The following is a 23,707-nucleotide window of genomic DNA, read 5'->3' as shown; positions in this document are numbered from 1 at the left end:
CGGCGTGAGTGGCAGGGTTGGTCGCTGAGGCTAACCTAGAGGCGTGCGAAGGTTTAGATTTCTGCTCCGTCCAGGTTGGTTGGCGTTGGCAGCTGTGGTTGCCATGTTCGCCTACTTCTGCTTTTCGGTCCTCGCCCCATGGCAGCTGGGCAAGAACACCGCGACTACACAACGAAACGAGCTGATCGACCAGTCGGTGAGTGCCGAGCCCGTCGATATTTCCGAAGTTCTGGGCTCGACCGGATTCTCCTCGGACGACGAGTGGCGGCGAGTGGTCGCCACAGGTTCGTATCTTCAGGACAAGGAAGCGCTGGTTCGCTTACGCAGCATCCGTGAGCAGCCTGCATACGAGGTCATCACACCATTTCAACTCGAGGATGGGCCGATAGTCCTCGTCAATCGCGGATACGTCCTACCTGTGCAGGGAACGCAACCTCCACCCATCGATCCGCCGCCTACCGGGGAGCTGACTCTCGACGCTCGACTTCGTCAGGCCGAGGGCACCTCACGTGAGCCGATCGAGGAAGCCGGGCGTCTGCAGGTCTACAACATCAATCCGCAGCAGATCGGAACGGCCGTCGGTGTCGATGCCGTCGACGGATATTTGCAACTCGACGACGCTCAACCCGGTGGTCTGGGGCTCATCGAGCTTCCGCAGACCGAGTCCGGGCCGTACTTGTCCTACGGACTGCAATGGCTCGCGTTCGGCATCATGGCACCACTCGGGCTCGCTTACTTCGTCCGTGCCGAGTGGCGTGAACGACGCAAGTCCAAGCAGCAGGACATCCTCGACACGGCATCGTCCTCAATCGACTCGACCGATCCCTCCGCGGACACACCATCGGCGAGCAGGGAGGACGAGGAACCCGAATTCACGTTGCCCACTCGCAGAGAACGACGTTCGAAGTCGAAGGCGAAGACGGAGTCAACGAATCGATCGGCCAACGATGTTCGCTTGGCCGATCGCTACGGCAAGAACAGCTGACACCGCGGTCGCCCCGATCTGCACGATGAGGGACAGCGTTGCCGCTCTATCCAGATCGCTCGGCGTCGGAGCACGTCCGTGACCGAGGGTTGGCCGTATCTCCACGCCGTGCGCGTACTCGGTGCGGCCCCCGAGGCTGATTCCGAGTGCACCCGCAGCAGTTGCTTCGGCCACACCGGCATTGGGGCTCGGGTGCCGTGAGGCGTCACGGCGCCAGGCACGCAGCGACTCCGTCGATCGTCCGCCCACCAAGGGCGCTGCGATCACTGTCGACAATCCGGTCAGTCGAGCCGGGATGAGATTCACTGCGTCATCGAGGCGTGCGGCAAACCAACCGAAGCGCAGGTACCTCGAAGAGCGGTACCCGATCATCGCGTCCAACGTATTGATCGCCCGGTACCCGAGAATGCCAGGCACACCTGCCACAGCGCCCCAGAACATGACACCGACCGTGGCGTCGGAAGTGTTCTCGGCGATCGATTCCAACGATGCCCGTGCCAGCCCGTCGGTGTCGAGCACACTCGGATCTCGACCACAGAGCGATGGAAGCAACGCACGTGCGGAGTCGAGATCGTCTGTCTCGAGGTGACGGGCCATCTGTGATCCCGTGCGGGACAGTGATGTCCCGCCGAGCGCTACCCAGGCGGCGGCCGCAGTCATCGCGGTGTCGGCGAGCGGGCCGCGTCGACGCGCGAAAGACGCTGCCAGCACGCCCAATCCGATGGTGCCTCCCACCAGCGTTCCCGTGTGAACGACACCTGCCCACTTCGAATCCCGATAGGTACTGGATTCGAGCCGTCCCGCGATCCGACCGAAACCTGCAACAGGGTGCAACCGCCGTGGATCCCCCAGCACTCGGTCGAGTGCGAGTCCGAGTATTAGCCCCGCGGCACGTGATCGGGGGTCCCTCGCGCCATCCTGCACGACTCGACAATTCATGACTCGACGGTAGCGAGCCGGAAGCCGAGCAGATGCAGTGGGCGGGTCGGTGCGAGCGGCACACCGCGTGCCGTTGTCGGAGTCCACTTCAGAACCGTGGTCGCGGAGAGCATCCAGCCACTCGCCCAGCATGTGCTCCCTTAGCCTCGATCCACCGATGAATCTGGGAGGTAGTGGGGTGTCGAACTGAAGAAAGTGCCCTCCGACCTGGAATGATTTGAGTTCTCACACAAAAAATCGGACCAGACCAACAGGACACTTCCAGTGCGATCATCCCACACCTTCCACCCTGATTCCGCGAAGTTCGACGACGATCACCTCGTGTCCTGCGCGGGACTGCTGCCGATCATGGCCCTTGCCGACCAGACCGGATTGACCAAACTGCTGGCGGACAAGGTGTCGATCACCGCCCCGAAGATCACATCGGGTACCGCAAATCTGGCACCGAAGTTGACGACGTTGATCGCGGCGATGTGCGCGGGTGCTGACAGTATCGACGACATCGACCTCCTCCGGTCCGGCGGTACGAAACACCTCTTCGACTCCGTCTACGCACCCTCTACCGTCGGAACATTGTTGCGCGAGTTCACGTTCGGCCACAATCGGCAACTCGAATCGGTCCTGCGCGAACACCTCGTTGCTCTCGCTCACCGCACCGAGATCCTGCCCGGCATCGCGGACCGCGCATTCGTCGACATCGACTCGCTCCTGCGCCCGGTCTACGGTCACGCCAAACAAGGTGCCTCCTACGGTCACTCCAAAATCGCGGGCAAGCAGATCCTCCGCAAAGGACTTTCACCGCTCGCGACGATCATCAGTACCGCCGACTCGGCTCCGGTGATCACCGGCATGCGGCTGCGAGCAGGCAAAGCAGGGTCCGGTACCGGAGCCGCTCGGATGGTCGCCCACGCCATCGCCACCGCCCGGATGGCCGGCGCGACGGGAAAGATCATGGTCCGCGGCGACTCCGCCTACGGCAACAGCCGTGTCGTACGTGCCTGCGTCAACGCCTCCGTCGAGTTCTCGTTCGTCCTGATCAAGAACCGCCTCGTCCAACGAGCCATCGATTCCATCACCGACGATGCGTGGACGGCCGTGCGATATCCGGGCGCGGTCCGCGACCCCGATACCGGTGGCTGGATCTCCGACGCAGAGGTCGCTGAAACAGCTTTCACCGCTTTCTCTTCCACCGCTCATCCTGTCACCGCACGGTTGATCGTCCGGCGGGTCAAAGACGCCCGCTACCGCGATGCACTGTTCCCGGTGTGGCGGTATCACCCGTTTTTCACCAACAGCACCCTGCCGACGACGACCGCCGATGTCGTTCACCGGGCACACGCGATCATCGAAACCGTGTTCTCGGATCTGATCGACGGACCGCTCGCGCACATGCCCTCGGGATCGTTCGGCGCGAACTCCGCGTGGGTGCAGTGCGCAGCGATCGCGCACAACCTACTGCGCGCTGCCGGAACCGTGGCAGGCGGGCGGCACGCGAAGGCCCGCGGAATGACGCTACGGCGGAAGATCGTCAACATTCCCGCGCGTTTCGTGCGGCCGCAGCGCGCACCCACGCTGCACCTGCCGCGAAAGTGGCCATGGCTCGACGCATGGCTTCAACTATGGCGCAACATCATTGGGTTCAGTCCACCTTCGACTGCCTGATCCTGACCGACACGCCGACTCGGCCCGAACAACGACAATCGTGGAAACGCTGGGTAGACCAGCGGACGACACACGCCCAGAAGACCCCGACCCCACAATTCAGTCACCGACCACAATGCATCACCTCAGTCGGTGGATCGAGGCTTAGAATCGACCGTATGACTGCCGAAGGCACGACCCCCACCACCACGACGACCGGCATGCCGAGTTGGGCCAGAAAGAGCATCCTCATAGCGGTAGGCGTGCTGGCGTTGGTGATTGCATACTTCATCCTCGCCGCGTTCCTACCGAGATGGTGGAGCATCCGCGTCGGGAATCTTTCCGATCAGGCGTTCAGCAAAGGAATTTTCTGGGGCTTGACGTTCGGCACTCTCTGCACATTGGTGCCATTGCTGTTGTTCACGGTGGCATGGGCCGTCCGCAAGCGTCGGGGCGGCAAAGTCATCGCCATCATCGCCCTCGTCTTGGCCGTCGTGACTGCCATTCCGAACCTGCTGACGCTCTCGATCGTTCTCGGCGGCAACAATGCTTCTCACGCGGGTGAACGAACTCTCGACACCGAAGCTCCTGGATTCCGGGGCGCGAGCCTGGTCGGTGCAGTCATCGCGATCGTGCTGTTCGCGCTCTTGACGTTCGTGGTGGTCCGAGGGCAGCGGCGTCGAGCGCAGAAGCGTCTGAATGCAGCAACGACGAACCCGGCGGCATCCGGCCCAACTCAGGGAACGACAGGTGCCTTCCCGCCGTCGTAAGGCTCGATTGTCACCAGCGCTTCCGGTTCGAACGTCAATGTCACCGGTTCGCCACCGTCGGAGACGGTCACGACGACCGACAAGCCTTCCTGACCGACCGACTCGATGAGCCCTCGCGAATCCCCCGTTTCATCCACGAGCGAATAGTCGCCTACCTGGACGAGCAGCTCTTCGGCCGCGACGGTACGACGGCCACCGAAATCTTCCACAGTCATTCCCTCACCGTAGGCGAGGAAATGCCATGCGTCATTCGTGCCCGTCGGGCGGATCGGTCACCAGCACATCATCTGCCGGAATCACGATCGGGAGTTCGACGCGACGCTCTTCCCAGCTCGGATATCCCGGACGAATCCACACGCGAGTGTCATCCAGCTGAACGAGCACCATCCGGCGCCACTGCCAGGACGGTTCGGGGCTGCGCAGGTCCGTCTCACGTGAAATGGGTATCGGCGCAAACGCCCAACAGGGCACCGACAGGGACGAGAGCCCCGACGTGACGAGGGCTTCGGCAGCATCGAGCACGTGCAGTCCGGTCGCGACGAGATGGCCGACCGGATTGACAGCGTCGACGGAGTATTCGTCGTAGTTCTCCGACAATGTCCATCCCACGAGCTCGCCGTCCGACGGACGTGTCACCGGGAGCCTGCTGCGCCACCGACTGATCTCCACCCGCACCACTGTACGGTTCCGGATCCTGCACCTCACTGCACGAACCTGCACCTCACTGCACAAACTTGGGCCGAAACGGCGGGATCCCGTCGAAAACGGCCAGTAGTGTGCAATCAGTTGCGCTCTTGTGCCGATAAGAGGAGTCGAACCATGGTTGCCCACATCTCGTTTCCGAGGTTTCTGAAGCTCGGCCCAGGCGCCGTCGAGGAACTCGGGTCGGTTCTAGTGGACCTGAATGTCGAACGTCCGCTACTCGTCACCGACGCATTCATGGTCGGCAACGGTTCCGCCGAGCGACTGATTCGCATCATCGAGGCGGCGGGCAAAAAGGTGGCACTGTTCTCCGACACGGTCCCCGATCCCACGACCGACTCGTTGCAGGCCGGCGTCGACGCGGTGAAGGCACACGACGCCGACGTCGTCATCGGGTTCGGTGGCGGCAGTCCGATCGACACAGCCAAAGCGCTGGCGGTGCTGGCCGGGCAGGGCGGTGCGATGCGCGAGTACAAGGCGCCGCGCAGCTACGCAGGTCCAGCACTTCCCATCATCGCCATACCCACTACCGCAGGAAGCGGTTCGGAAGCAACGCAATTCACCATCATCACCGATCTCGCAACCGACGAGAAGATGCTGTGTCCGGGCTTGTCGTTTCTGCCGATCGCGTCGATCGTGGATTCGGAACTCACGATGTCGATGCCTCCACGCCTGACGGCGGATACGGGTATCGATGCATTGACGCATGCCATAGAGGCCTACGTCAGCAAGAAGGCGAACCCGATCTCCGACGGACTCGCACTGTCCGCGATGAAGTCGATCGGCCTGTTCCTTGTGAAGGCTTATCGTGACGGATCCGACCGCGAGGCCCGAGATGCGATGATGCACGCCTCGACACAGGCAGGTATGGCGTTCTCGAATGCAAGCGTCTGCTTGGTGCACGGTATGAGCAGGCCTATCGGTGCACATTTTCATGTGGCACACGGTCTTTCCAACGCCATGCTTCTGCCTGCTGTCACCAAGTTCTCCATCCCTGGCGCGCGTGATCGATACGCCGATTGTGCACGCCAGCTCGGTACCGCAGAACGCTCCGACTCCGACGAGGTCGCATCGTCGAAGCTCATCGAGTTCATCGATAACCTCTGCGCCACCGTCGAGGTACCCACACCCAGCACCTACGGAATCGACATCTCACGCTGGGAGGAACTCATCCCGCTCATGGCGGAGCAGGCACTGGCGTCGGGCTCCCCGTCGAACAATCCGGTGGTGCCCACCGCCGACGACATCGCCGAGCTGTACCGCAGCGCGTACTGAGGTCCAGACATCAAAGAGGTCGGCGTCGCTCACACCCGGCCCCATGATGGAAGATGCACACGCGTCAAGGTGCCGTCTTCGACGCCTACGCTGAGGGCGTGAGCCCTTCATCGGACGTTGTCACCATTGTCGGAGCCGGTATGGCAGGCGCTGCGTGTGCCGCAGTTCTTCGAGCCGCCGAGGTGCCGTTCCGTCTCGTCGAGCGCGGTCGCGCGGTGGGTGGACGAATGGCATCCCCGGTGCTGCACGGCCGTCGGGTCGACGTCGGGGCCGGCTACTTCACGGTTCGTGACCCGGAGTTCGCCACCGTCGTAGACCGCTGGGACATGGCCGGTTCGGCCCGACCGTGGACCGACACGTTCGGGGTGCTCGTCCCCGGTGAAGACCCCGGTACCAGTTCCGGACCCACACGGTGGGCGACACCGGACGGCCTCAGGTCCCTGGTCCGTGCACTTCTCGACGGAATCGAGGTGGACCACGAAGACATCACCGAACTTCCCGAGGGCGACGTCGTGCTCGCGATGCCCGATCCGCAAGCCGGACGGCTCACTCCTGTTCCCGACGCCGTCGCCTACGACCCCGTTATCGCGGTCGTCCTCGGTTTCGAATCGTTGACCTTGCCTTTTCGAGACGCGGCATTCGTCAACGAACATCCTGACATCCAATTCGTCGCCGATGACGGTGCGCGACGCGGCGACGGCGCACCGGTGCTCGTTGCCCACACGACGCCCGGGTGTGCGCGAGCGCATCTGCAGAACCCCGACAGTGCTGTCGAACCGGTGGTGAAGGCTCTACGGGAAGTGTTGGGCGCTTGTGCACCGATATGGACTCACGCACATCGGTGGTCCTTCGGCAAACCTGCCGACCATCATCCGAGCACCTTCTCCATCATCGAATCCGGTGGCCGCACAATCAGTTTCGTCGGTGATCAATGGAGTCCAACCGGCCCTCCTCGCATCGAGAGTGCGTGGAGATCTGGAACCGATCTGGGTAGAGCACTGGCCGCGCTACGCCTATGAAGCACGTCTGATCATTACCAATTACTTAGTGTACGAACTATTCGCGTACACTCGAATTCATGCCCGCCACCGACGACGATCCCCTCGCGCTCGACCGCCAAGTGTGTTTCGCATTGGCTGTGGCAAACCGCGCGGTGCTGTCGGTGTATCGCCCACTTCTCGAACCGATGGGTCTCACTCATCCGCAGTACCTGGTGATGCTTGCCCTCTGGGGTGAGTCACCGATGTCCGTGAAATCCATCGGCGCCGCACTTTCACTCGATTCACCCACGCTCTCACCACTGCTCAAAAGGCTCGAAGCCAACGGCCTCATCTCCAGAACCCGCAGCAGCAGCGATGAGCGCCAACTAGAGATCCGCCTTACCGAATCCGGTCTCGCCCTGCGAGATGAAGCGGTCCAGATTCCACCCGCCGTAGTAGCGAAGCTGGGGGTCGACATCGCGGAACTGGAAGAACTTCACCGAGTGCTCGGACGAATCAACCGGGCTGCCATCACAGCAGGAGCATTGTCGTGACATCACCGGCTTTTCGAGCCAACGAGAATCGACCAGCCGCCACCAAGCCGAATTTCATACAGTGGCTCGGCTACGTCGCGGGCAAGCGTCTGCCTCTGTCGATGCAGGACTGGGTGAAGAACGACTTGGTCGGCAAAGGCGCTGTGTCGCGCCACCTCTTTCGTTCGATGATTCCGTTCCTGCCGATCTTCGTCGGATTCCTCGTGCTGTTTCCTGGAGCACTATGGCTCCGCGGGTCCATGGTGCTGCTTTCCGTTCTGCTCGCAATGTTCTACACAGTTGCGTTCATGGATCTCAACCGCGGCAGAAGACTTCAGGTGCACGGTCTACCTGCGGATCTGCAGAGTGACCGCAAGCGAGCTGCCCTCGACGACGAACGGTCGCGTTACGAGAAGTTGCACCTTCGAGATCGTTGAAGACAATCGGCCGAACCCTCAGTCGGCGAATACGATCCGTGTCGAGACCGCAACCAGTGCGCGCAGAAGACTCTTCGATGGATGCTTACTCAGCGGACCACCGTCCATGCGCAATGTGTGCACCGTCATGAGTAGTTCGATGAGCGATCTCGTCGACAACGAATGCGATGCATGCTCGATCGCCGCGGCGCGCTTGGTGGCGGGAACCGGACTCGGCGACAGGTACTCGAACGCCTGCTGAATGTGCTGATCCTCGAACTCTCGACGCACGGTCGCCGCTCCCGACGTCGCGCCCGGCATCTGATAGTGCACCAACCGCGACTCGTTCGGATGAGCCTCGACCCAATGCCACACTGCGACGATCACCGCTTCGAGTGACCGGTCCGAGTTGGCATCTTCCTCTGCACGAACACCTGCCACAACCTCGTTGACCGTGTCCAACACCCGGCGCATCGCCAGTTCGAACAATTCGTCTTTGCCCGCGAAGTGGTAGTACACGGCCGAGGGCACTACATCCGCCTCGTCCGCAACATCCTGAATACTGGCGTCCGAAAAACTCTTCGCAGCAAAGACGCCAATGGCAGCGTCGACGATATCTTCTCTGCGAGATGGCCGGTGCGGCGACTTCTTCTCCACGTGTTGCTTCACCCCCTGCTCGATCAACGCTCCCCTTACCCCCGTAAGTCGAAGCACTAGTCTTGCATGACCCGAGTCTCAGGAGAGTGAATGTCAGCAACAGTGAGGCGTCCTGCGCATCGTCCTTCCCGTCGTGGAGTCATCGTGGAGGCAGCCTTCGAGCTCTTCGCATCGGGTCCGGTCGACAATGTGACCGTTGTCGACATCGCGGCTGCCGCCGATATGACCTCGGCTGCGATCTACTACCACTACCCCTCCCGCGAGGAGATCCTGCTCGAAGGGCTTCGCGAGTTCTCCACCGGCTACATCGCCGAAATCGACCGTATCGCGACCGAGGACGTCCTACCGGCGGCCAGTCTGGGTGCCTTCGTCGAACCGTTCATGACGTGGCTGGATCAGAATCGAACGCGCGCACTCGTCTACTTCGTACAGTCCAGGGGCGCGAGCCAGCAGGTGGAGGCGATCCGACGCGACAACAGCAGCTCGCTGATTCCGATCTTCGCACGCGCGGCCAAAAAAACACGCGAGAAGCTACCGGCAGCGGAAGCCAGCATCATTGCCCTGGCACTGATCGCCCAGATCGAAACGTTCGCATCGGCCTTCTTGTCCGGAGATGCTTCGTATTCGACGCTCGGTCGGCGCGCATTCATTCGATCCGGTGCAGAACTGGCAGATCACATCGCGGGTACGACTGCGGTCTGATCGATACCCGGTAATGTTCCTCGCACCTGCGGGCACGGAGTGGGTGCGAGGCTCGGCACAAGCCGCGTGGGTGTGGGCGCAGAGGGGTTCGAACCCCCGACCGCTGGTGTGTAAAACCAGAGCTCTACCGCTGAGCTATACGCCCGAGTCACATTTGAGCCGAGGCCGTTTGTGACGCTTGGAGAAATTTATCGTGTCTGAGCGAATTCTCCAATTCCGCATGTCAACGCCCTGCTTGTGAGTGAAAGTGCGTCCGGTAGGGCGCACTTCCACTCACAAGAGGCGAAGTTGGTCTACGCGTCCAGAACGGACAATGCTTCGTTCCACGCAGACTGATCACGAGCTTCGCCGGGTTGATTCATCTCGGCGAACCGGACAGTGCCCGATTTGTCGACGACAAATGTTCCCCGGTTGGCGAAGCCGGCTTTCTCGTTGAAGACGCCGTACGCCTGCGCCACGGCACCATGTGGCCAGAAATCGGACAGAAGCGGGAAGGTGTAGCCCTGTTCTGCTGCCCATATCTTGTGCGTCGGAGGCGGTCCCACCGAAATTGCAAGGATTGCTGTGTCATCGTTCTCGAACTTGGGCAGTTCGTCGCGCACCTTGCATAGCTCACCCTGGCAGGTGCCGGTGAAAGCTAGCGGGTAGAAGACCAGAAGGACGTTCTTGACGCCTCGATACGACGACAAGCTCACTTCCTGGTTGTTCTGGTCTTTGAGTGTGAAGTCCGGCGCTTGTGCGCCTACCTCGAGTGGCATCTAATCGGATTCCTGTTCTCGGGCACTACCGCTTGGTTGCCCGCGTCTTCGGCTGAACCAGTCGGCTACCGATCCAGTCTCCGAGATTGGCCGCCGAAGTCTGCGTCAACCCTGCGGTCGGTGCCGATTCGGCGATTTCACTCGGTTCGACGTGTCCCGGAAGTCCGGTTTTAGGACTGAGTACCCAGACGAAACCATCGTCCGAGAGAGGTCCGATCGCGTCCATGAGGGCGTCGACAAGGTCACCGTCGCCGTCGCGCCACCACAGCAGCACTACGTCGATCACCTCGTCGGAGTCCTCGTCGAGGGTCTCACCACCAATGGTGTCCTCGACATCCGCACGCAGATCGTCGTATGTGTCCTCGTCCCAGCCCAGTTCCTGAACGACCAAGTCGCGAGTGATACCAAGTTTCTGAGCGTAGTTCTGAGCGTCCGCCGCGGCGACCACGGTGGTGACCTCCTTGCATAGTGGGTGAAGTAGTGCAAGCGAACAGGGTTTCCGCCGTATCCGCAAGCTGACCGCGCCGAAATTGCGTAGATAAATTTCTACTGGTGGGTATTGGGACTCTCCTTCACCTGCCACGACGATGTGTAGGAGGATTGGTGAGAATCACCGGAATGAGGAATGTCTATCGCCGTCACAGAAGGCGAAAGGCCTGGAACGGTTGCCGCACCGAGCGACCGCCACATTGAGGAGTACACACGTTGTCCGAGTTGAACCAGGACGACCGGCAGAACACACATGCTGCCGGCAAGACACCCGCGCCTACAGGCTCGGACGGTCGAGTACGCGTCATCCGTGAGGGTGTCGCGTCTTATCTGCCCGACATCGACAGCGACGAGACGAACGAATGGATCGAATCCTTCGACGGTCTGCTGGAGCGGTCGGGCCCGTCCCGCGCCCGGTACTTGATGCTGCGTCTGTTGGAGCGGGCTGGTGAACGGCGGGTCGCGCTGCCGTCGCTGACGTCGACGGACTACGTCAACACAATTCCTACCGAGAACGAGCCCTGGTTCCCCGGCGACGAAGAGGTCGAACGACGCTACCGCGCCTGGATCCGCTGGAACGCCGCGATCATGGTGCATCGCGCGCAGCGCCCCGGCGTCGGCGTGGGCGGACACATCTCCACGTATGCATCGTCTGCAGCGTTGTACGAGGTCGGGTTCAACCACTTCTTCCGCGGCAAGGATCACCCGGGTGGTGGCGACCACATTTTCATTCAGGGCCACGCCTCCCCCGGCATCTACGCCCGAGCGTTCCTCGAAGGACGCATTCCCGCCGAGCGCATGGACGGCTTCCGCCAGGAATACAGCCACAGCGATTCCGGTGGCGGCTTGCCGTCGTACCCGCATCCGCGCTTGATGCAGGACTTTTGGGAATTCCCGACGGTATCGATGGGCCTCGGGCCCATGAACGCCATCTACCAGGCACGCTTCAATCACTACTTGGAAGATCGCAAGATCAAGGACACCTCCGACCAGCATGTGTGGGCATTCCTTGGCGACGGCGAGATGGATGAGCCCGAGTCACGCGGTCTGGCGCACGTAGCCGCGACGGAGGGGCTCGACAATCTGACGTTCGTAGTGAACTGCAACCTGCAACGCCTCGACGGCCCGGTCCGCGGAAACGGGAAGATCATCCAGGAACTGGAATCCTTCTTCCGCGGCGCGGGATGGAATGTCATCAAGGTCGTCTGGGGCCGTGAGTGGGATGCGTTGCTGCACGCAGATCGCGACGGCGCGTTGGTCAACCTGATGAACACCACGCCCGACGGCGATTTTCAGACGTACAAGGCCAACGACGGTGGATATGTTCGCGACCACTTCTTCGGGCGTGATCCCCGCACCAAGGAATTGGTCAAGGATCTGACCGACGCCGAGATCTGGAATCTCAAGCGCGGTGGCCACGACTACCGCAAGGTCCACGCGGCGTATGCGGCTGCCATGGCGCACAAGGGCCAGCCGACGGTCATCCTGGCGCACACGATCAAGGGCTACACGCTCGGCAAGCTCTTCGAGGGCCGCAACGCGACGCACCAGATGAAAAAGCTCACCCTCGACGATCTCAAGACTTTCCGCGACCTGCAACGTATCCCGATCTCCGACGAGGAGCTCGAAAAGGATCCGTACATGCCGCCGTACTACCACCCCGGCAAAGATTCACCGGAGATCGCGTACATGCTCGATCGACGCAAGGCGCTCGGCGGATTCGTTCCGGAGCGTCGGGTGAGTCCCGATCCGTTGCCGCAGCCTGCGGACAAGACCTATGCAACGCTGATCAAGGGCTCCGGTAAGCAGGAAATTGCCACCACCATGGCGCTCGTGCGAGTGATGAAGGAACTGCTTCGGGACAAGGAGATCGGCCACCGAATCGTGCCGATCATCCCTGACGAGGCACGCACCTTCGGTATGGATTCGTGGTTCCCATCGCTGAAGATCTACAACCGGAACGGTCAGCTCTACACATCGGTGGACTCCGAACTCATGCTCGCCTACAAGGAGAGCTCGATCGGACAGATCCTGCACGAAGGCATCAACGAGGCCGGTTCGACGGCGTCGTTCACCGCCGTCGGAACGTCGTACGCGACGCACGGCGAGGTGATGATCCCGCTGTACATCTTCTACTCCATGTTCGGCTTCCAGCGCACCGGAGACGGCCTGTGGGCAGCAGCGGATCAGATGGCCCGCGGTTTCGTCCTGGGTGCTACCGCCGGCCGCACCACGCTGACGGGCGAGGGTCTCCAGCACGCCGACGGCCACTCCCTGCTGCTGGCGTCGACCAACCCGGCTGCGGTTGCCTACGATCCGGCGTTCGCCTACGAGATCGCGCACATCATCAAGGACGGCTTGCGTCGGATGTACGGCGGGACAGAAGGGGTAGAAGGCTTCGGCGGCGAGAACATCTTCTACTACATCACCCTGTACAACGAGCCGTACCAGCAGCCGGCGCAGCCCGAGGACCTCGATATCGACGGGCTGCTCAAGGGCATCTACCTGTTCGAGAAGCCGCAAGAGGGTGACGGGCCGGAGGCGCAGATCCTCGCGTCGGGTGTCGGAATCGTCGCGGCCCGCAGGGCCCGCGAACTACTCGAATCCGAATGGCACGTGCGCTCGGGTGTCTGGTCGGTCACCTCGTGGGGTGAACTGCGCCGCGACGGCGTCGAGTCGGAAAAGGATGCGCTGCGCGATCCAGGGGCCGAGAAGCGGGTTCCGTACATCACGCAGGCACTGTCGAACGCCGCTGGTCCCGTTGTGGCCGCATCGGATTGGATGCGTGCGGTCCCAGACCAGATCCGTCAGTGGGTTCCAGGCGACTACGTCACGCTCGGGACCGATGGGTTCGGATTCTCCGATACCCGTCCCGCAGCACGACGGGTGTTCAACGTCGACGCCGAGTCCATCGTCGTCGCGGTGTTGTCTGCGCTGGCGACGTCGGGCGAGATCGATCGGTCCAAGGCTGTCGAGGCGGCCGAGAAGTACCGCATCGACGATGTCCTCGCGGCTCCCACGTCGTACACCGACACCGGGTCCGCATAGCCCGCAGTGAACCTACGCGCCCGCCTGCTCGTGTCCATGTCCTCGGACGCGAGCAGGCGGGCGTAGGTTTTGCCTATGGTCCACGACAAGAGCGCAGCCTGCGGAGTGACCGGAGAACACAAGAGCGCAGCCTGCGGAGTGACCGGAGAACACAGCAGCGCAGCCTCCGGTGTGACCGAAGGACACGAAAGCGCGCCGAAGACCGGACCGCATCACAAGGACGACCAGGACGGCCACATCACCGATAACGAGGTACAACTACCGGTCAAGGCACTCACGCCCTCGCGGCAGAAGCGCGACCCCCTTCCCGACGCTCTTCTTCGGCGCGTGAAGCAGTTCTCGGGTCGCCTGTCCACCGAGGCCGTGACGACGATGCAGGATCAGCTGCCGTTCTTCAGTGGACTCGATGCAGCACAGCGGGCAAGCGTGCAGTTGCTGATCCAGACGGCGGTGGACAACTTCCTGGAGTGGTTGAAAAATCCGCAGAGCGATATTCGTTTCAGCCTCGATGCTTTCCAGGTCATTCCTCAGGATTTGGCGCGTCGGTTGACCCTGCGTCAGACAGTGGACATGGTGCGGGTCGCCATGGAGTTCTTCGAACAGTGGCTTCCGGCTCTTGCGCGCAATGATCAGCAGTTGGTTGCACTGACCGAGGCTGTCCTTCGGTACGGCCGTGAGCTGGGTTTCGCGGCGGCTTCGGTGTATGCCAGTGCCGCGGAGTCCAGAGGTGCGTGGGATACCCGCCTGGAGGCCCTCGTGGTCGACGCTGTCGTTCGCGGAGATACCGGGTCCGACATGCTTTCGCGAGCTGCCACGTTGAACTGGGATGCCACTGCGCCTGCGACAGTTCTGGTCGGCACTCCGCCGGAGGATCAGGGTGTATCGGTGGTCAGCACGGTGCACATGGTTGCGCAGAAGCACAATCGCGCAGCTCTCGCGGTCGTACAGGGGACGCGGCTCGTCATGGTTGTCAGCGGTCAACTGATCGACACCGCCGCGAACACGGCCTTCCTGACCGATATGTTGCAGAATTTCTCCGAGGGCCCTGTCGTCATCGGTCCGACGACTCGCACGTTGGGCGCTGCCCACTCGAGTGCGGTGGAAGCGTTCGCGGGCATGCAGGCGGTTGCGGGATGGCGCGGTGCACCTCGACCCGTTCACGCGGGAGAGCTGCTGCCAGAGCGTGCGTTGCTCGGCGACTCGGCGGCCATCGCGACGCTCAACGAGCATTTGGTGGCACCGTTGGCGGCGGCCGGTTCCGGCTTGGCGGACACCCTCGACGCGTACCTCGATTGCGGTGGCGCTGTCGAGACTTGCGCGCGACTGCTGTTTGTTCATCCAAATACTGTTCGGTATCGGCTGAAGCGAATAGCCGAAGTTACGGGACGGGACCCGACGCAATCGCGTGATGCGTACGTGCTTCGTGTTGCGGCAACGGTAGGTCGACTGGCTCGAACTCATCACGAACCGCAGTATCCTGTCCCACAAACCACACACGTAACATTCGGTGAGGTAGTTACGTAACGTAGTAGTACGTGCCGGCGATGCGAACGCTCCACGAGGCAATTTGTTGGTTCCCCACAAATTGAGTGCCGAGAGTTCATCGAGGGCGACATCTCCCAAACAGGCCTTGACAGTGTTCTCTTAACGAGTGATTGCGTTGCTTGCGCCCGGACAGGGCTCCCAGACACCCGGCATGCTTGTGCCGTGGCTCGAACTACCCGGTGCCGCAGACCGCGTTGCTTTATGGTCCAAGGCGTCCGGACTCGACCTTGCTCGGCTGGGCACCACTGCCACAGCGGAGGAAATCACCGACACGTCGGTGACACAGCCACTGGTCGTCGCTGCCGCGCTCCTCGCTTTCGAGGAGATAGCCGGCCAGGGATTACTTCAAGATGACGCGATCATCGCCGGCCATTCGGTCGGCGAGCTCGCGGCCGCAGCGATAGCCGGGGTGATCTCGGCCGACGAGGCCGTCACACTGGCGGCCGTGCGCGGCGCTGAGATGGCCAAAGCCTGTGCACTCGAACCGACTGGGATGTCTGCGGTGCTCGGCGGCGCCGAGTCCGAGGTTCTGGCTCGTCTCGAAGAACTCGGTCTCGAACCGGCCAATGTCAACGCCGTCGGACAGATCGTGGCGGCCGGGTTGCTGACAGCATTGGCCGAACTCGCCGCCAACCCGCCGGAGAAGGCCCGCGTTCGCGCATTGCCCGTCGCCGGCGCCTTCCACACCCGCTTTATGGCACCGGCACAGGATGCGGTCGCAACGGCGGCAGCGGCGATCACGCCGTCGCAACCAACGCGGACTCTGCTCTCGAACTCCGACGGGAAAGCAGTCACCTCGGGCGCGGACGCGCTGACCAAGCTCGCCGCCCAGGTCACCAAACCTGTTCGATGGGATCTGTGCACTGCGACTTTGAAGGAGCTCGCGGTCTCGTCCGTCGTCGAATTACCACCGTCAGGCGCCCTCGTCGGAATTGCCAAGCGCGAGATGCGCGGTACTCCGAACCTCGGATTGAAAAAGCCCGAGGATATTGCGGCACTGGCCTAGCTCGACAAAGACCTCCCGTAGCTGATTCGTTACGGGTTCAGGGTGCGGTCTCGTGAGAGATGCGCGCGTGAGGTGTGAATACACAGCACGCCGCAGACTACGCACGATCAGCATCGAACTTCGGCGCATCGATTCACGGTGCACCGACACAATGAAGGGAGCCACGCAGTGGCCAGCCAGGAAGACCTCATCGCCGGACTTGCAGAGATCATCGAGGAGGTCACGGGTATCGAGCCCTCCGAGGTGACCATCGACAAGTCCTTCGTGGACGACCTCGATATCGACTCGCTGTCGATGGTTGAGATCGCCGTTCAGACCGAAGACAAGTACGGCGTGAAGATCCCCGACGAAGACCTCGCAAGTCTGCGCACCGTCGGTGACGCAGTTGCGTACATCCAGAAGCTCGAAGCAGAGAACCCCGACGCTGCCGAAGCAATCAAGGCCAAGCTCGACGACTCCGCGAGCGAGTGAGAGAAACCATGACCAACCCATCCACTGCCAACGGACGCTTCCCGAATGTCGTCGTCACCAGCCTTGCTGCGACCACGTCCATCGCGGGCGATGTCGACGCGACGTGGAAGGGTCTGCTGAACGGTGAGAGCGGCATTGGCGTACTCGAAGATGATTTCATCGCCGAGTACGACCTTCCCGTTCGAATCGGCGGACACCTCGCGGTGAGTCCGTCGAGCCTGCTCACGCGAGTGGAGATGCGGCGACTGAGCTATGTGGAGCAGCTTTCCACCGTGCTCGGCCGCGAGGTATGGAAGAACGCTGGCAGCCCCGAGGTGGATCCGCTCCGCCTCGCCGTTTCCATCGGCACCGGACTCGGCGGTGGTGACTCGCTCATCGATGCCGTCGACAAGCTCAAGACCGGTGGGTACCGCAAGGTTTCTCCACTCGCAGTTCAGATGGTCATGCCGAACGGCCCCGCAGCGGTGGTCGGTTTGGAACTCAAGGCACAGGCCGGAGTCATCACTCCGGTATCTGCGTGCTCTTCGGGATCGGAAGCCATCGCTCACGCGTGGCGAATGATCGTGATGGGCGACGCCGACATGGTTGTCACCGGTGGCGTCGAGGGATTCATCGATGCGGTGCCGATCGCGAGTTTCTCCATGATGCGCGCGATGAGCACCAACAACGACAATCCGAAGGGTGCGTCGCGGCCGTTCGACAAGGACCGGGACGGGTTCGTGTTCGGCGAGGCGGGTGCGCTCATGGTCATCGAGACCGAAGAGCATGCCAAAGCACGTGGAGCAACGATCCATGCACGTCTTCTCGGCGCCGGTATCACCTCGGACGGATTCCACCTCGTGGCACCCGATCCCGAAGGAACCGGAGCTGCTCGGGCGATGTCCCGGGCGATGCAAACCGCAGGACTGCAGAAGTCCGACATCACCCATGTGAACGCACACGCAACGGCAACTCCCGTCGGAGACGCTGCCGAGGCGATCGCGATCAACAAGGCTGTCGGAAACCATGCAGCAATCTACGCACCGAAATCAGCTCTCGGACATTCGATCGGCGCTGTCGGCGCCCTCGAGTCGGTGCTGACGGTGCTGGCAGTGCGCGAGGGAATCATCCCTCCCACACTGAATTTGGATAATCAGGATCCGAAGATCGATCTCGATGTCGTCAAGGGCGAGCCCCGCGTCGGACAGATCGACTACGCGATCAACAACTCGTTCGGATTCGGTGGGCACAACGTCGCGCTCGCCTTCGGTCGAGCTTGATCCTGTCCGAGTAGTTCACTCGTGACGATCGAGCTCACACTCGAACCCCGGGAGGGGTCCTAGCAGGCCTCTCCCGGGGATCGCCCGCCCCGGGCATCAAGAAGGAGAACGCGATGACCATCTTGTCCCCCGCCACTCGGTCCCACCACGCGACCGATCCCCGCGATCCGGTCGCGCGACTCGAGAAACTCTTCGACGCGGGGACGATGGTTTCGCTCCACGACCGTGACAAATCCGGTCTGCTGGCAGCTTCCGGTGACATCGACGGCGTTCACAGCGTTGCGTACTGCTCCGACGCCACCGTCATGGGCGGCGCAATGGGTGTCGATGGATGCAAGCACATTGTCTCGGCCATCGATATCGCACTCGAACGAAACGCTCCCATCGTGGGAATCTGGCATTCCGGCGGAGCCCGACTCGCTGAGGGCGTCGAAGCTCTGCATGCAGTCGGGCTCGTGTTCGAGGCCATGGTTCGCGCCTCCGGGGTTGTCCCTCAGATCTCCGTCGTCCTCGGCTTCGCTGCCGGCGGCGCCGCGTACGGCCCAGCCCTCACCGACGTCGTCATCATGGCTCCCGAGGGACGCGTATTCGTCACCGGCCCCGATGTCGTGCGCAGTGTGACGGGCGAGCAGGTGGACATGGTGTCGCTCGGCGGACCGGATACGCACCACAAGAAGTCCGGCGTCTGCCACATCGTCGCGGACGACGAGCTCGACGCCCTAACGCGCGCCCGTCGACTCGTCTCCATGTTCAGCGAGCAGGGCACATTCGACATCGCCGCCGCTGAACACGGTGACACTGACCTCAAAGCACTACTGCCCGAGTCGAATCGGCGCGCCTACGACGTACATCCGGTCATCGATGAGCTTCTCGACAACGTCGAAGGCGAGTCTACGTTCGAGGAATTCCAGGGCGGCTGGGCTCGTAGCATCGTCATCGGTCTTGGTCGCCTCAGTGGCCGGACCGTCGGCGTGATCGCCAACAATCCGATTCGCCTCGGCGGGTGCCTCAACTCCGAAAGCGCCGAGAAGGCAGCACGATTCGTCCGCCTGTGCGACGCGTTCGGCATCCCGCTCGTGGTTGTCGTCGACGTTCCCGGCTACTTGCCGGGCGTCAGCATGGAATGGGAGGGCGTCGTCCGTCGTGGCGCAAAGCTCCTGCACGCATTCGCCGAGGCCAAGGTTCCGCGAGTCACCCTGGTGACTCGCAAGATCTACGGCGGTGCGTACATCGCGATGAACGCCCGCGCCCTCGGCGCTACCGCGGTCTACGCCTGGCCTGGTTCCGAGGTCGCTGTCATGGGCGCCAAGGCTGCGGTTGGGATTCTGCACAAGAAGGCGTTGGCAGCTGCGCCCGAAGAAGAGCGCGAGGCGCTACACGATCGACTGACCGTGGAGCACGAAACCATCGCCGGTGGGGTCGATCGTGCCGTGGCCATCGGCGTCGTCGATGCGGTCATCGAGCCCGCCTTCACGCGTTCGACCATCGCAAAGGCGTTGGCCGGTGCGCCTGCAGGACGTGGCAACCACAAGAACATCCCGCTGTAACCGCTCGAGCGGAAACAAAACAGTGCCCCGGTGTCTCGGACACCGGGGCACTGTACTTCGGGCTAAGGAATCAGCCTTCGAGCCACTTGTGTGACGCGGCGATCCGAATGACGGCCTCACGCACGTCGAGCACTTGCTCGGCGGTGAGTCCGCGGTTCGCCTGAAGCAGAGCTTCGGTCAATTCGGTCGAGAAGTCGCCGCGCGCAAGGACGTCGCACACGACGTCGTCGTATTCGTGCCCGGTCGACGCTGTCGCGACGTGTGCAACTGGGTGCGCTGGTCGATGTTGAACCGGCGCCGCAGAGTCCACTATCTGGACCTGGCCTGCTTTGAGGCCTCGATCGCCATGCTCGGCGACATACTCGACCCGAACCCCGGGGGCGAGAAGTCGCTTGTCGAAGTCGAGGTCGTTGACATGAATGAAGACATCCTCGCCACCCTCGTCGGGCGCAACGAACCCATAACCCTTGAACTCATCGAAGCGAATTACTTTACCTGTCGACAACATAGAACCACCCCTCGAGAAACCGTCGAACCCGCATGCCTAGCCTGGCACAGTTCCGACCCTACCGAAGGGTGAATTCACTGGGAGATCCGGTCATCCCGCATTGCGGCTGAGCCAGGTGACCTCGGCCCCGGCTCCCCCGGTCCGGTACGGTTCGAGCGCGTGATCCCAGGCGCTGCCCAGGGCGTGTTCGATCTCGGCTGTAAGGTTTCCCGAATTTCCCTCGATCATCGACTTGAGTCGCATCTCGCCAAGGATCACATCGCCGTTCGCGCTCGTCGAGCCACGCCAGAGTCCGAGACCTGGCACGTGAGCAAAGCGTTCGCCGTCGACGCCCTCGCTGGCGTCCTCGGTGACCTCGAATCTCAGCATCTGCCATGTCCGAAGAATTCCAGCTAGCGCAGCCCCCGTACCCACGGGACCGACCCAGTCACTGGCAGCACGCAGCTGCCCGGCGCCGGCCGGCTGCGCGGACCACTTGAGGTTCGCACGGCAGTTCAGCGCGTCGGATAGTGCCCATTCGACGTGCGGGCACAACGCGGCAGGTGATGCGTGTATGTACACCACACCCGACGTGGCATCTGCGAACTGATTCAATGCACGCATTCGATTACTCCTCCAGCTTCGACGAGGGACGTCTTCCCCAACGACCTCTTACACGAACTGGTATGTGAAGCTCTCTCATGCGTACATGCACTAGTGTGCCCCGAGTTACCCCTGTTGCGCCAGTGAACTAGTGATTCCAAAGATGAACTGGACCGTCGCCGACGCCTCTACCTGGGATTATTGTCGAGAACTTCATCGGACAACTCGGTCCACAATGGTTTGGCCCACTCGCCGAAGGCCAGATCCGTGAGAACGACAGTGGCCATTCCGACGTCGGGGTCCACCCAGAGGAACGTTCCGGACTGTCCGAAGTGGCCGAACGTTCGGGTCGAATTCCGTTGTCCTGTCCAATGAGGTGCTTTACCGTCGCGGAGTTCGAATCCCAGGCCCCAATCGTTCGGCCGTTGAGATCCGTAGCCGGGGAGAATGCCGTTGAGGCCGTCGAATTGCACGCTGACCGCGGATACGAAAGTCGACTCCGACAGTAGGGTCGGCGACAAGAGTTCGGATGCGAATGCCGATAGATCGCGCACTGTCGAGCGCGCACCGTGACCGGCGGGTCCATCGAGCGTCGAGGCGGTCATGCCGAGCGGCGCGAACACGGCCTCGGCGAGATAGTCGTCGAACGCGATTCCGGATTCGGACTCGATCAGGGCGGCAAGCAACTCGAAACCGACGCTCGAGTAGATGCGCTTGGTCCCGGGGGCTGCTTGTACCTTGTTCTCACCGAAGGCAAGCCCCGAACTGTGCGCGAGAAGATGACGGACGGTCGAACCCTCGGGGCCCGCTTGCTGATCGAGATCGATTGCTTCTTCTTCGACTGCGACGAGTGCCGCGTAGGCCACCAGAAGTTTGGTGACGGACGCTAGCTCGTACACGCGATCGAGATCGCCGTACTGCTCGCTCACACCTTCCGTCGACACCACCGCTGCGGATGCATTGTCGACGGGCCAACCAGCGATCAAATCCAAGGAGTGCACGCGGATGAGCCTAGTTGTAGACAGGCGAGTCGGTGCGGGCGTCTGCCCGCACCGACTCGCCTGTCTAGGCCAAGCGCTTGAATGGTCCCGTCAATCCATCTGATCGTATGGATGTGTCATTCAAGCGATCCGGTAACTACCGGTCGGCGTCGGTGAACTTGATGACGCCGCGAATGTTCTTCCCTTCGAGCATGTCCTGGTAGCCGGTGTTGATGTCGTCCAGCGCGTAGGTTTTGGTGACCATATCGTCGAGGTTGAGCTGGCCACTCTTGTACATCTTCAACAACAATGGGATGTCGTGACGAGGATTGCCACCGCCGAATATCGCGCCCTGCAGGTCCTTCTGGAGCATCGTGAACAAGAACAAGTTCAGCTTGACGTCCATGTCCTCCATGCGGCCCATTGCAGTGACGACGCAGCGGCCCGCCTTGGCTGTCAGCAACAATGCAGCCTCGATATCTTCGCCAGTGATCTCACCGACGGTGATGATGGTCTTGTCCGCCATCAGCCCCCAGGTCAGCTCCATCATCGGCATCAAAGCTTCTGCTGCGCTAGCGAATACGTGGGTGGCTCCGAATTTGAGTGCCTGATCTCGTTTGAACTGAACCGGATCGATCGCGATAATCTTGGTCGCGCCGGATTGCACAGCACCCTGAAGGGCACTCATACCCACTCCACCGACACCGATGATCGCGACGGTGTCTCCGGGGGTTACCTTGGCGACATTGACCGCCGATCCCCAACCCGTCGGCACCCCGCAACCGACCAAAGATGCGACCTCGAACGGGATATGTTCGTCGATTTTGATGGCCTGGGTCTCGTGCACGGTCATGTACGGAGAGAAGGTCCCCAGCAAGCACATCGGGATCACGTCCTGCCCGCGAGCCTGAATGCGGTAAGTGCCGTCGCTGATAGCCATTCCGCTGAGCAGGCCCATTCCGAGGTCACAGAGGTTCTGGTGACCATTGGCGCACGCCGGACAATGTCCACATGAGGGGATGAAGGAGAGCACGACGTGGTCTCCCTCCTTCAATGTTTTCACCTCGGGGCCGGTCTTGATGACGACACCGGACCCCTCGTGTCCACCCATCACCGGGAACGACGGCATCGGCGTCGCACCGGTCACGATGTGGTGATCGGAGTGGCACATTCCCGCAGCTTCCATGCGGATCTGAACCTCACCGGCCCTTGGGTCACCGATCTCGATTTCTTCTACCGACCATGGCTCGTTGAGGCCCCACAGCACAGCGCCTTTGGTTTTCATCGCGATTCGCCTTTCACACGCCGATAGACCCGATGTTCGGGCCACTTGATGTTGAGTTCGACGATAGTCATACGAACGCGAAATTGGAACACGTTCTAGATTTTTGGTCAGTAATCGACGCAGGAAGCAAAGACCGTACGAGCGAGACCGGAACCGGGTCCTCCGAAGAATGCGTTGACCCTGTCGACGATTACCGGCTGCGAGGCAAGAATCGCTTGGCGCTGCCATGCTGGTGCGGCCAGGAATGCCGCGAAACTTCCCGCCATCGGTGACGCGGCGAGTGCTGCTCCCTCTTCTGCGGACTGTGCGTACGTGGCGGCGACGATCTGCGAGAACGAGCACGGAGTGTTGACCACGGTCTCGGCGGGTGTGGCCGAGGCGACGCCGCCGAATAGCAGAGCACCGACAGCAGTAGCACCGAGCACGGTTGCGACCTTGGTTGTGGACAAGCGAGAGATCATGAATTTCCCCAATCGAGGTGAGCGTTGTGGTGGGATCGACAAGTGTTCGCCAGCAACCATATCGGCAGGCCAGGCTTCCTGTCGCACTGGAAGACATACTGATAGAACGCCCGAAAACACCTATCTCGGCGGGCTATCGGTCGGTTCGGCCGTGAGAGGGACCGACTC

25 protein-coding genes and 1 tRNA gene are annotated in these 23,707 nt (G+C 61.8%); 14 read left to right on the top strand and 12 right to left on the bottom strand.

Annotated elements, in window-relative coordinates:
* The first annotated feature begins 43 nt into the window (after positions 1-43).
* Positions 44-985, top strand: a complete 942-nt coding sequence (locus tag E5720_RS19285; protein WP_136171966.1) for an SURF1 family protein — start codon at positions 44-46, stop codon at positions 983-985.
* Here the strand turns inward: E5720_RS19285 and E5720_RS19280 are convergent.
* Positions 926-1,924 carry a cobalamin biosynthesis protein gene (locus E5720_RS19280; RefSeq protein WP_136172821.1) on the bottom strand — a complete coding sequence of 333 codons (999 nt, stop codon included), beginning with the start codon at positions 1,922-1,924 and terminating at the stop codon, positions 926-928. The genes E5720_RS19285 and E5720_RS19280 overlap by 60 nt on opposite strands.
* Before the next feature lie 264 nt (positions 1,925-2,188).
* Between E5720_RS19280 and E5720_RS19275 the strand changes: the two genes are divergently transcribed.
* Positions 2,189-3,586: an IS1380 family transposase gene (locus tag E5720_RS19275; protein ID WP_136169214.1), complete on the top strand. Its 1,398-nt coding sequence runs from the start codon at positions 2,189-2,191 to the stop codon at positions 3,584-3,586.
* Positions 3,587-3,744: 158 nt separating this feature from the next.
* Positions 3,745-4,335 (top strand): permease, encoded by a 591-nt coding sequence (locus E5720_RS19270; protein WP_136171965.1) that lies wholly within the window; start codon positions 3,745-3,747, stop codon positions 4,333-4,335.
* On the opposite strand, the gene E5720_RS19265 is transcribed toward E5720_RS19270, so the two are convergent.
* Together E5720_RS19265 and E5720_RS19260 are read right to left on the bottom strand one after the other, a co-directional pair.
* Entirely contained in the window at positions 4,302-4,550 is a 249-nt protein-coding gene (locus tag E5720_RS19265; protein WP_136171964.1) for a hypothetical protein, read from the bottom strand. The genes E5720_RS19270 and E5720_RS19265 overlap by 34 nt on opposite strands.
* Before the next feature lie 31 nt (positions 4,551-4,581).
* Positions 4,582-5,004, bottom strand: a complete 423-nt coding sequence (locus E5720_RS19260; protein WP_247596056.1) for a hypothetical protein — start codon at positions 5,002-5,004, stop codon at positions 4,582-4,584.
* Positions 5,005-5,154: 150 nt separating this feature from the next.
* On the opposite strand from E5720_RS19260, the gene E5720_RS19255 reads away from it, so the two are divergent.
* The 4 genes from E5720_RS19255 to E5720_RS19240 all read left to right on the top strand — a co-directional run bounded on the left by E5720_RS19255 (position 5,155) and on the right by E5720_RS19240 (position 8,262).
* Complete coding sequence (locus E5720_RS19255; protein ID WP_136171962.1) at positions 5,155-6,312, top strand: iron-containing alcohol dehydrogenase; 1,158 nt, start codon at positions 5,155-5,157, stop codon at positions 6,310-6,312.
* 98 nt (positions 6,313-6,410) lie between these two features.
* Entirely contained in the window at positions 6,411-7,331 is a 921-nt protein-coding gene (locus tag E5720_RS19250) for an NAD(P)-binding protein (protein WP_247596055.1), read from the top strand.
* A 59-nt stretch (positions 7,332-7,390) separates the two neighbouring features.
* Complete coding sequence (locus E5720_RS19245; protein ID WP_136171960.1) at positions 7,391-7,846, top strand: MarR family transcriptional regulator; 456 nt, start codon at positions 7,391-7,393, stop codon at positions 7,844-7,846.
* Positions 7,843-8,262, top strand: a complete 420-nt coding sequence (locus E5720_RS19240) for a DUF5313 family protein (RefSeq protein WP_136171959.1) — start codon at positions 7,843-7,845, stop codon at positions 8,260-8,262. The genes E5720_RS19245 and E5720_RS19240 overlap by 4 nt, the downstream gene beginning before the upstream one ends.
* A gap of 18 nt (positions 8,263-8,280) precedes the next feature.
* Here E5720_RS19240 and E5720_RS19235 read toward each other — a convergent pair whose 3' ends face one another.
* Complete coding sequence (locus tag E5720_RS19235) at positions 8,281-8,910, bottom strand: TetR/AcrR family transcriptional regulator (RefSeq protein WP_247596054.1); 630 nt, start codon at positions 8,908-8,910, stop codon at positions 8,281-8,283.
* Positions 8,911-8,988: 78 nt separating this feature from the next.
* Between E5720_RS19235 and E5720_RS19230 the strand changes: the two genes are divergently transcribed.
* Positions 8,989-9,600 carry a TetR/AcrR family transcriptional regulator gene (locus E5720_RS19230; RefSeq protein ID WP_136171957.1) on the top strand — a complete coding sequence of 204 codons (612 nt, stop codon included), beginning with the start codon at positions 8,989-8,991 and terminating at the stop codon, positions 9,598-9,600.
* 73 nt (positions 9,601-9,673) lie between these two features.
* Here the strand turns inward: E5720_RS19230 and E5720_RS19225 are convergent.
* From E5720_RS19225 to E5720_RS19215, 3 genes are all read right to left on the bottom strand, one after another.
* A tRNA-Val gene (locus tag E5720_RS19225) sits at positions 9,674-9,745 on the bottom strand.
* A 148-nt stretch (positions 9,746-9,893) separates the two neighbouring features.
* Entirely contained in the window at positions 9,894-10,358 is a 465-nt protein-coding gene (locus E5720_RS19220) for a peroxiredoxin (protein ID WP_136171956.1), read from the bottom strand.
* 25 nt (positions 10,359-10,383) lie between these two features.
* Entirely contained in the window at positions 10,384-10,806 is a 423-nt protein-coding gene (locus tag E5720_RS19215) for a DUF3052 domain-containing protein (protein ID WP_084346699.1), read from the bottom strand.
* A gap of 347 nt (positions 10,807-11,153) precedes the next feature.
* On the opposite strand from E5720_RS19215, the gene aceE reads away from it, so the two are divergent.
* From aceE to E5720_RS19185, 6 genes are all read left to right on the top strand, one after another.
* Positions 11,154-13,895 carry a pyruvate dehydrogenase (acetyl-transferring), homodimeric type gene (aceE, locus tag E5720_RS19210; RefSeq protein WP_247596357.1) on the top strand — a complete coding sequence of 914 codons (2,742 nt, stop codon included), beginning with the start codon at positions 11,154-11,156 and terminating at the stop codon, positions 13,893-13,895.
* 75 nt (positions 13,896-13,970) lie between these two features.
* Positions 13,971-15,419, top strand: coding sequence for a helix-turn-helix domain-containing protein (locus E5720_RS19205; RefSeq protein WP_247596053.1), 1,449 nt, complete (start codon positions 13,971-13,973; stop codon positions 15,417-15,419).
* Between the two features lie 127 nt (positions 15,420-15,546).
* A complete protein-coding gene (locus E5720_RS19200) occupies positions 15,547-16,446 on the top strand; it encodes an ACP S-malonyltransferase (protein ID WP_136171954.1) in 900 nt (299 codons plus the stop codon).
* 168 nt (positions 16,447-16,614) lie between these two features.
* The gene (gene acpM / locus E5720_RS19195; RefSeq protein ID WP_084346702.1) at positions 16,615-16,917 is read left to right on the top strand and encodes a meromycolate extension acyl carrier protein AcpM; all 303 of its coding nucleotides are present in this window, start codon (positions 16,615-16,617) and stop codon (positions 16,915-16,917) included.
* Between the two features lie 8 nt (positions 16,918-16,925).
* Positions 16,926-18,176, top strand: a complete 1,251-nt coding sequence (locus E5720_RS19190) for a KasA/KasB family beta-ketoacyl-ACP synthase (protein ID WP_136171953.1) — start codon at positions 16,926-16,928, stop codon at positions 18,174-18,176.
* A gap of 113 nt (positions 18,177-18,289) precedes the next feature.
* On the top strand, positions 18,290-19,723 hold the full coding sequence (locus E5720_RS19185) for a carboxyl transferase domain-containing protein (RefSeq protein ID WP_136171952.1): 1,434 nt from the start codon (positions 18,290-18,292) through the stop codon (positions 19,721-19,723).
* Positions 19,724-19,793: 70 nt separating this feature from the next.
* Here the strand turns inward: E5720_RS19185 and E5720_RS19180 are convergent, their stop codons facing one another.
* The 5 genes from E5720_RS19180 to E5720_RS19160 all read right to left on the bottom strand — a co-directional run bounded on the left by E5720_RS19180 (position 19,794) and on the right by E5720_RS19160 (position 23,527).
* A complete protein-coding gene (locus E5720_RS19180; protein WP_088945693.1) occupies positions 19,794-20,231 on the bottom strand; it encodes a cold shock domain-containing protein in 438 nt (145 codons plus the stop codon).
* Between the two features lie 90 nt (positions 20,232-20,321).
* A complete protein-coding gene (locus tag E5720_RS19175; RefSeq protein ID WP_136171951.1) occupies positions 20,322-20,834 on the bottom strand; it encodes a DUF3145 domain-containing protein in 513 nt (170 codons plus the stop codon).
* A gap of 167 nt (positions 20,835-21,001) precedes the next feature.
* Positions 21,002-21,814: a serine hydrolase domain-containing protein gene (locus tag E5720_RS19170; protein ID WP_136171950.1), complete on the bottom strand. Its 813-nt coding sequence runs from the start codon at positions 21,812-21,814 to the stop codon at positions 21,002-21,004.
* 136 nt (positions 21,815-21,950) lie between these two features.
* Positions 21,951-23,078, bottom strand: a complete 1,128-nt coding sequence (locus tag E5720_RS19165; RefSeq protein ID WP_136171949.1) for an NDMA-dependent alcohol dehydrogenase — start codon at positions 23,076-23,078, stop codon at positions 21,951-21,953.
* 107 nt (positions 23,079-23,185) lie between these two features.
* Positions 23,186-23,527, bottom strand: coding sequence for a hemophore-related protein (locus E5720_RS19160; protein ID WP_247596052.1), 342 nt, complete (start codon positions 23,525-23,527; stop codon positions 23,186-23,188).
* Positions 23,528-23,707 lie beyond the last annotated feature (180 nt).

It is taken from the genome of Rhodococcus sp. PAMC28707 (genome assembly GCF_004795915.1).
Classification (GTDB): Bacteria; Actinomycetota; Actinomycetes; order Mycobacteriales; family Mycobacteriaceae; genus Rhodococcoides.
The sequence above is the reverse complement of the archived record's forward strand: the minus strand, read 5'-3'. Positions and strand labels throughout refer to the sequence as shown.

What these genes read in the sequence shown, in the direction of transcription:
- E5720_RS19165 (WP_136171949.1), bottom strand. Translation starts at nt 23,078, where the DNA reads ATGAAAACCAAAGGCGCTGTGCTGTGGGGCCTCAACGAGCCATGGTCG.
- E5720_RS19270 (WP_136171965.1), top strand. Translation starts at nt 3,745, where the DNA reads ATGACTGCCGAAGGCACGACCCCCACCACCACGACGACCGGCATGCCG.
- E5720_RS19280 (WP_136172821.1), bottom strand. Translation starts at nt 1,924, where the DNA reads ATGAATTGTCGAGTCGTGCAGGATGGCGCGAGGGACCCCCGATCACGT.
- E5720_RS19185 (WP_136171952.1), top strand. Translation starts at nt 18,290, where the DNA reads ATGACCATCTTGTCCCCCGCCACTCGGTCCCACCACGCGACCGATCCC.
- E5720_RS19180 (WP_088945693.1), bottom strand. Translation starts at nt 20,231, where the DNA reads ATGTTGTCGACAGGTAAAGTAATTCGCTTCGATGAGTTCAAGGGTTAT.
- E5720_RS19220 (WP_136171956.1), bottom strand. Translation starts at nt 10,358, where the DNA reads ATGCCACTCGAGGTAGGCGCACAAGCGCCGGACTTCACACTCAAAGAC.
- E5720_RS19255 (WP_136171962.1), top strand. Translation starts at nt 5,155, where the DNA reads ATGGTTGCCCACATCTCGTTTCCGAGGTTTCTGAAGCTCGGCCCAGGC.
- E5720_RS19205 (WP_247596053.1), top strand. Translation starts at nt 13,971, where the DNA reads ATGGTCCACGACAAGAGCGCAGCCTGCGGAGTGACCGGAGAACACAAG.
- E5720_RS19245 (WP_136171960.1), top strand. Translation starts at nt 7,391, where the DNA reads ATGCCCGCCACCGACGACGATCCCCTCGCGCTCGACCGCCAAGTGTGT.
- E5720_RS19265 (WP_136171964.1), bottom strand. Translation starts at nt 4,550, where the DNA reads ATGACTGTGGAAGATTTCGGTGGCCGTCGTACCGTCGCGGCCGAAGAG.
- E5720_RS19230 (WP_136171957.1), top strand. Translation starts at nt 8,989, where the DNA reads ATGTCAGCAACAGTGAGGCGTCCTGCGCATCGTCCTTCCCGTCGTGGA.
- E5720_RS19190 (WP_136171953.1), top strand. Translation starts at nt 16,926, where the DNA reads ATGACCAACCCATCCACTGCCAACGGACGCTTCCCGAATGTCGTCGTC.
- E5720_RS19175 (WP_136171951.1), bottom strand. Translation starts at nt 20,834, where the DNA reads ATGCGTGCATTGAATCAGTTCGCAGATGCCACGTCGGGTGTGGTGTAC.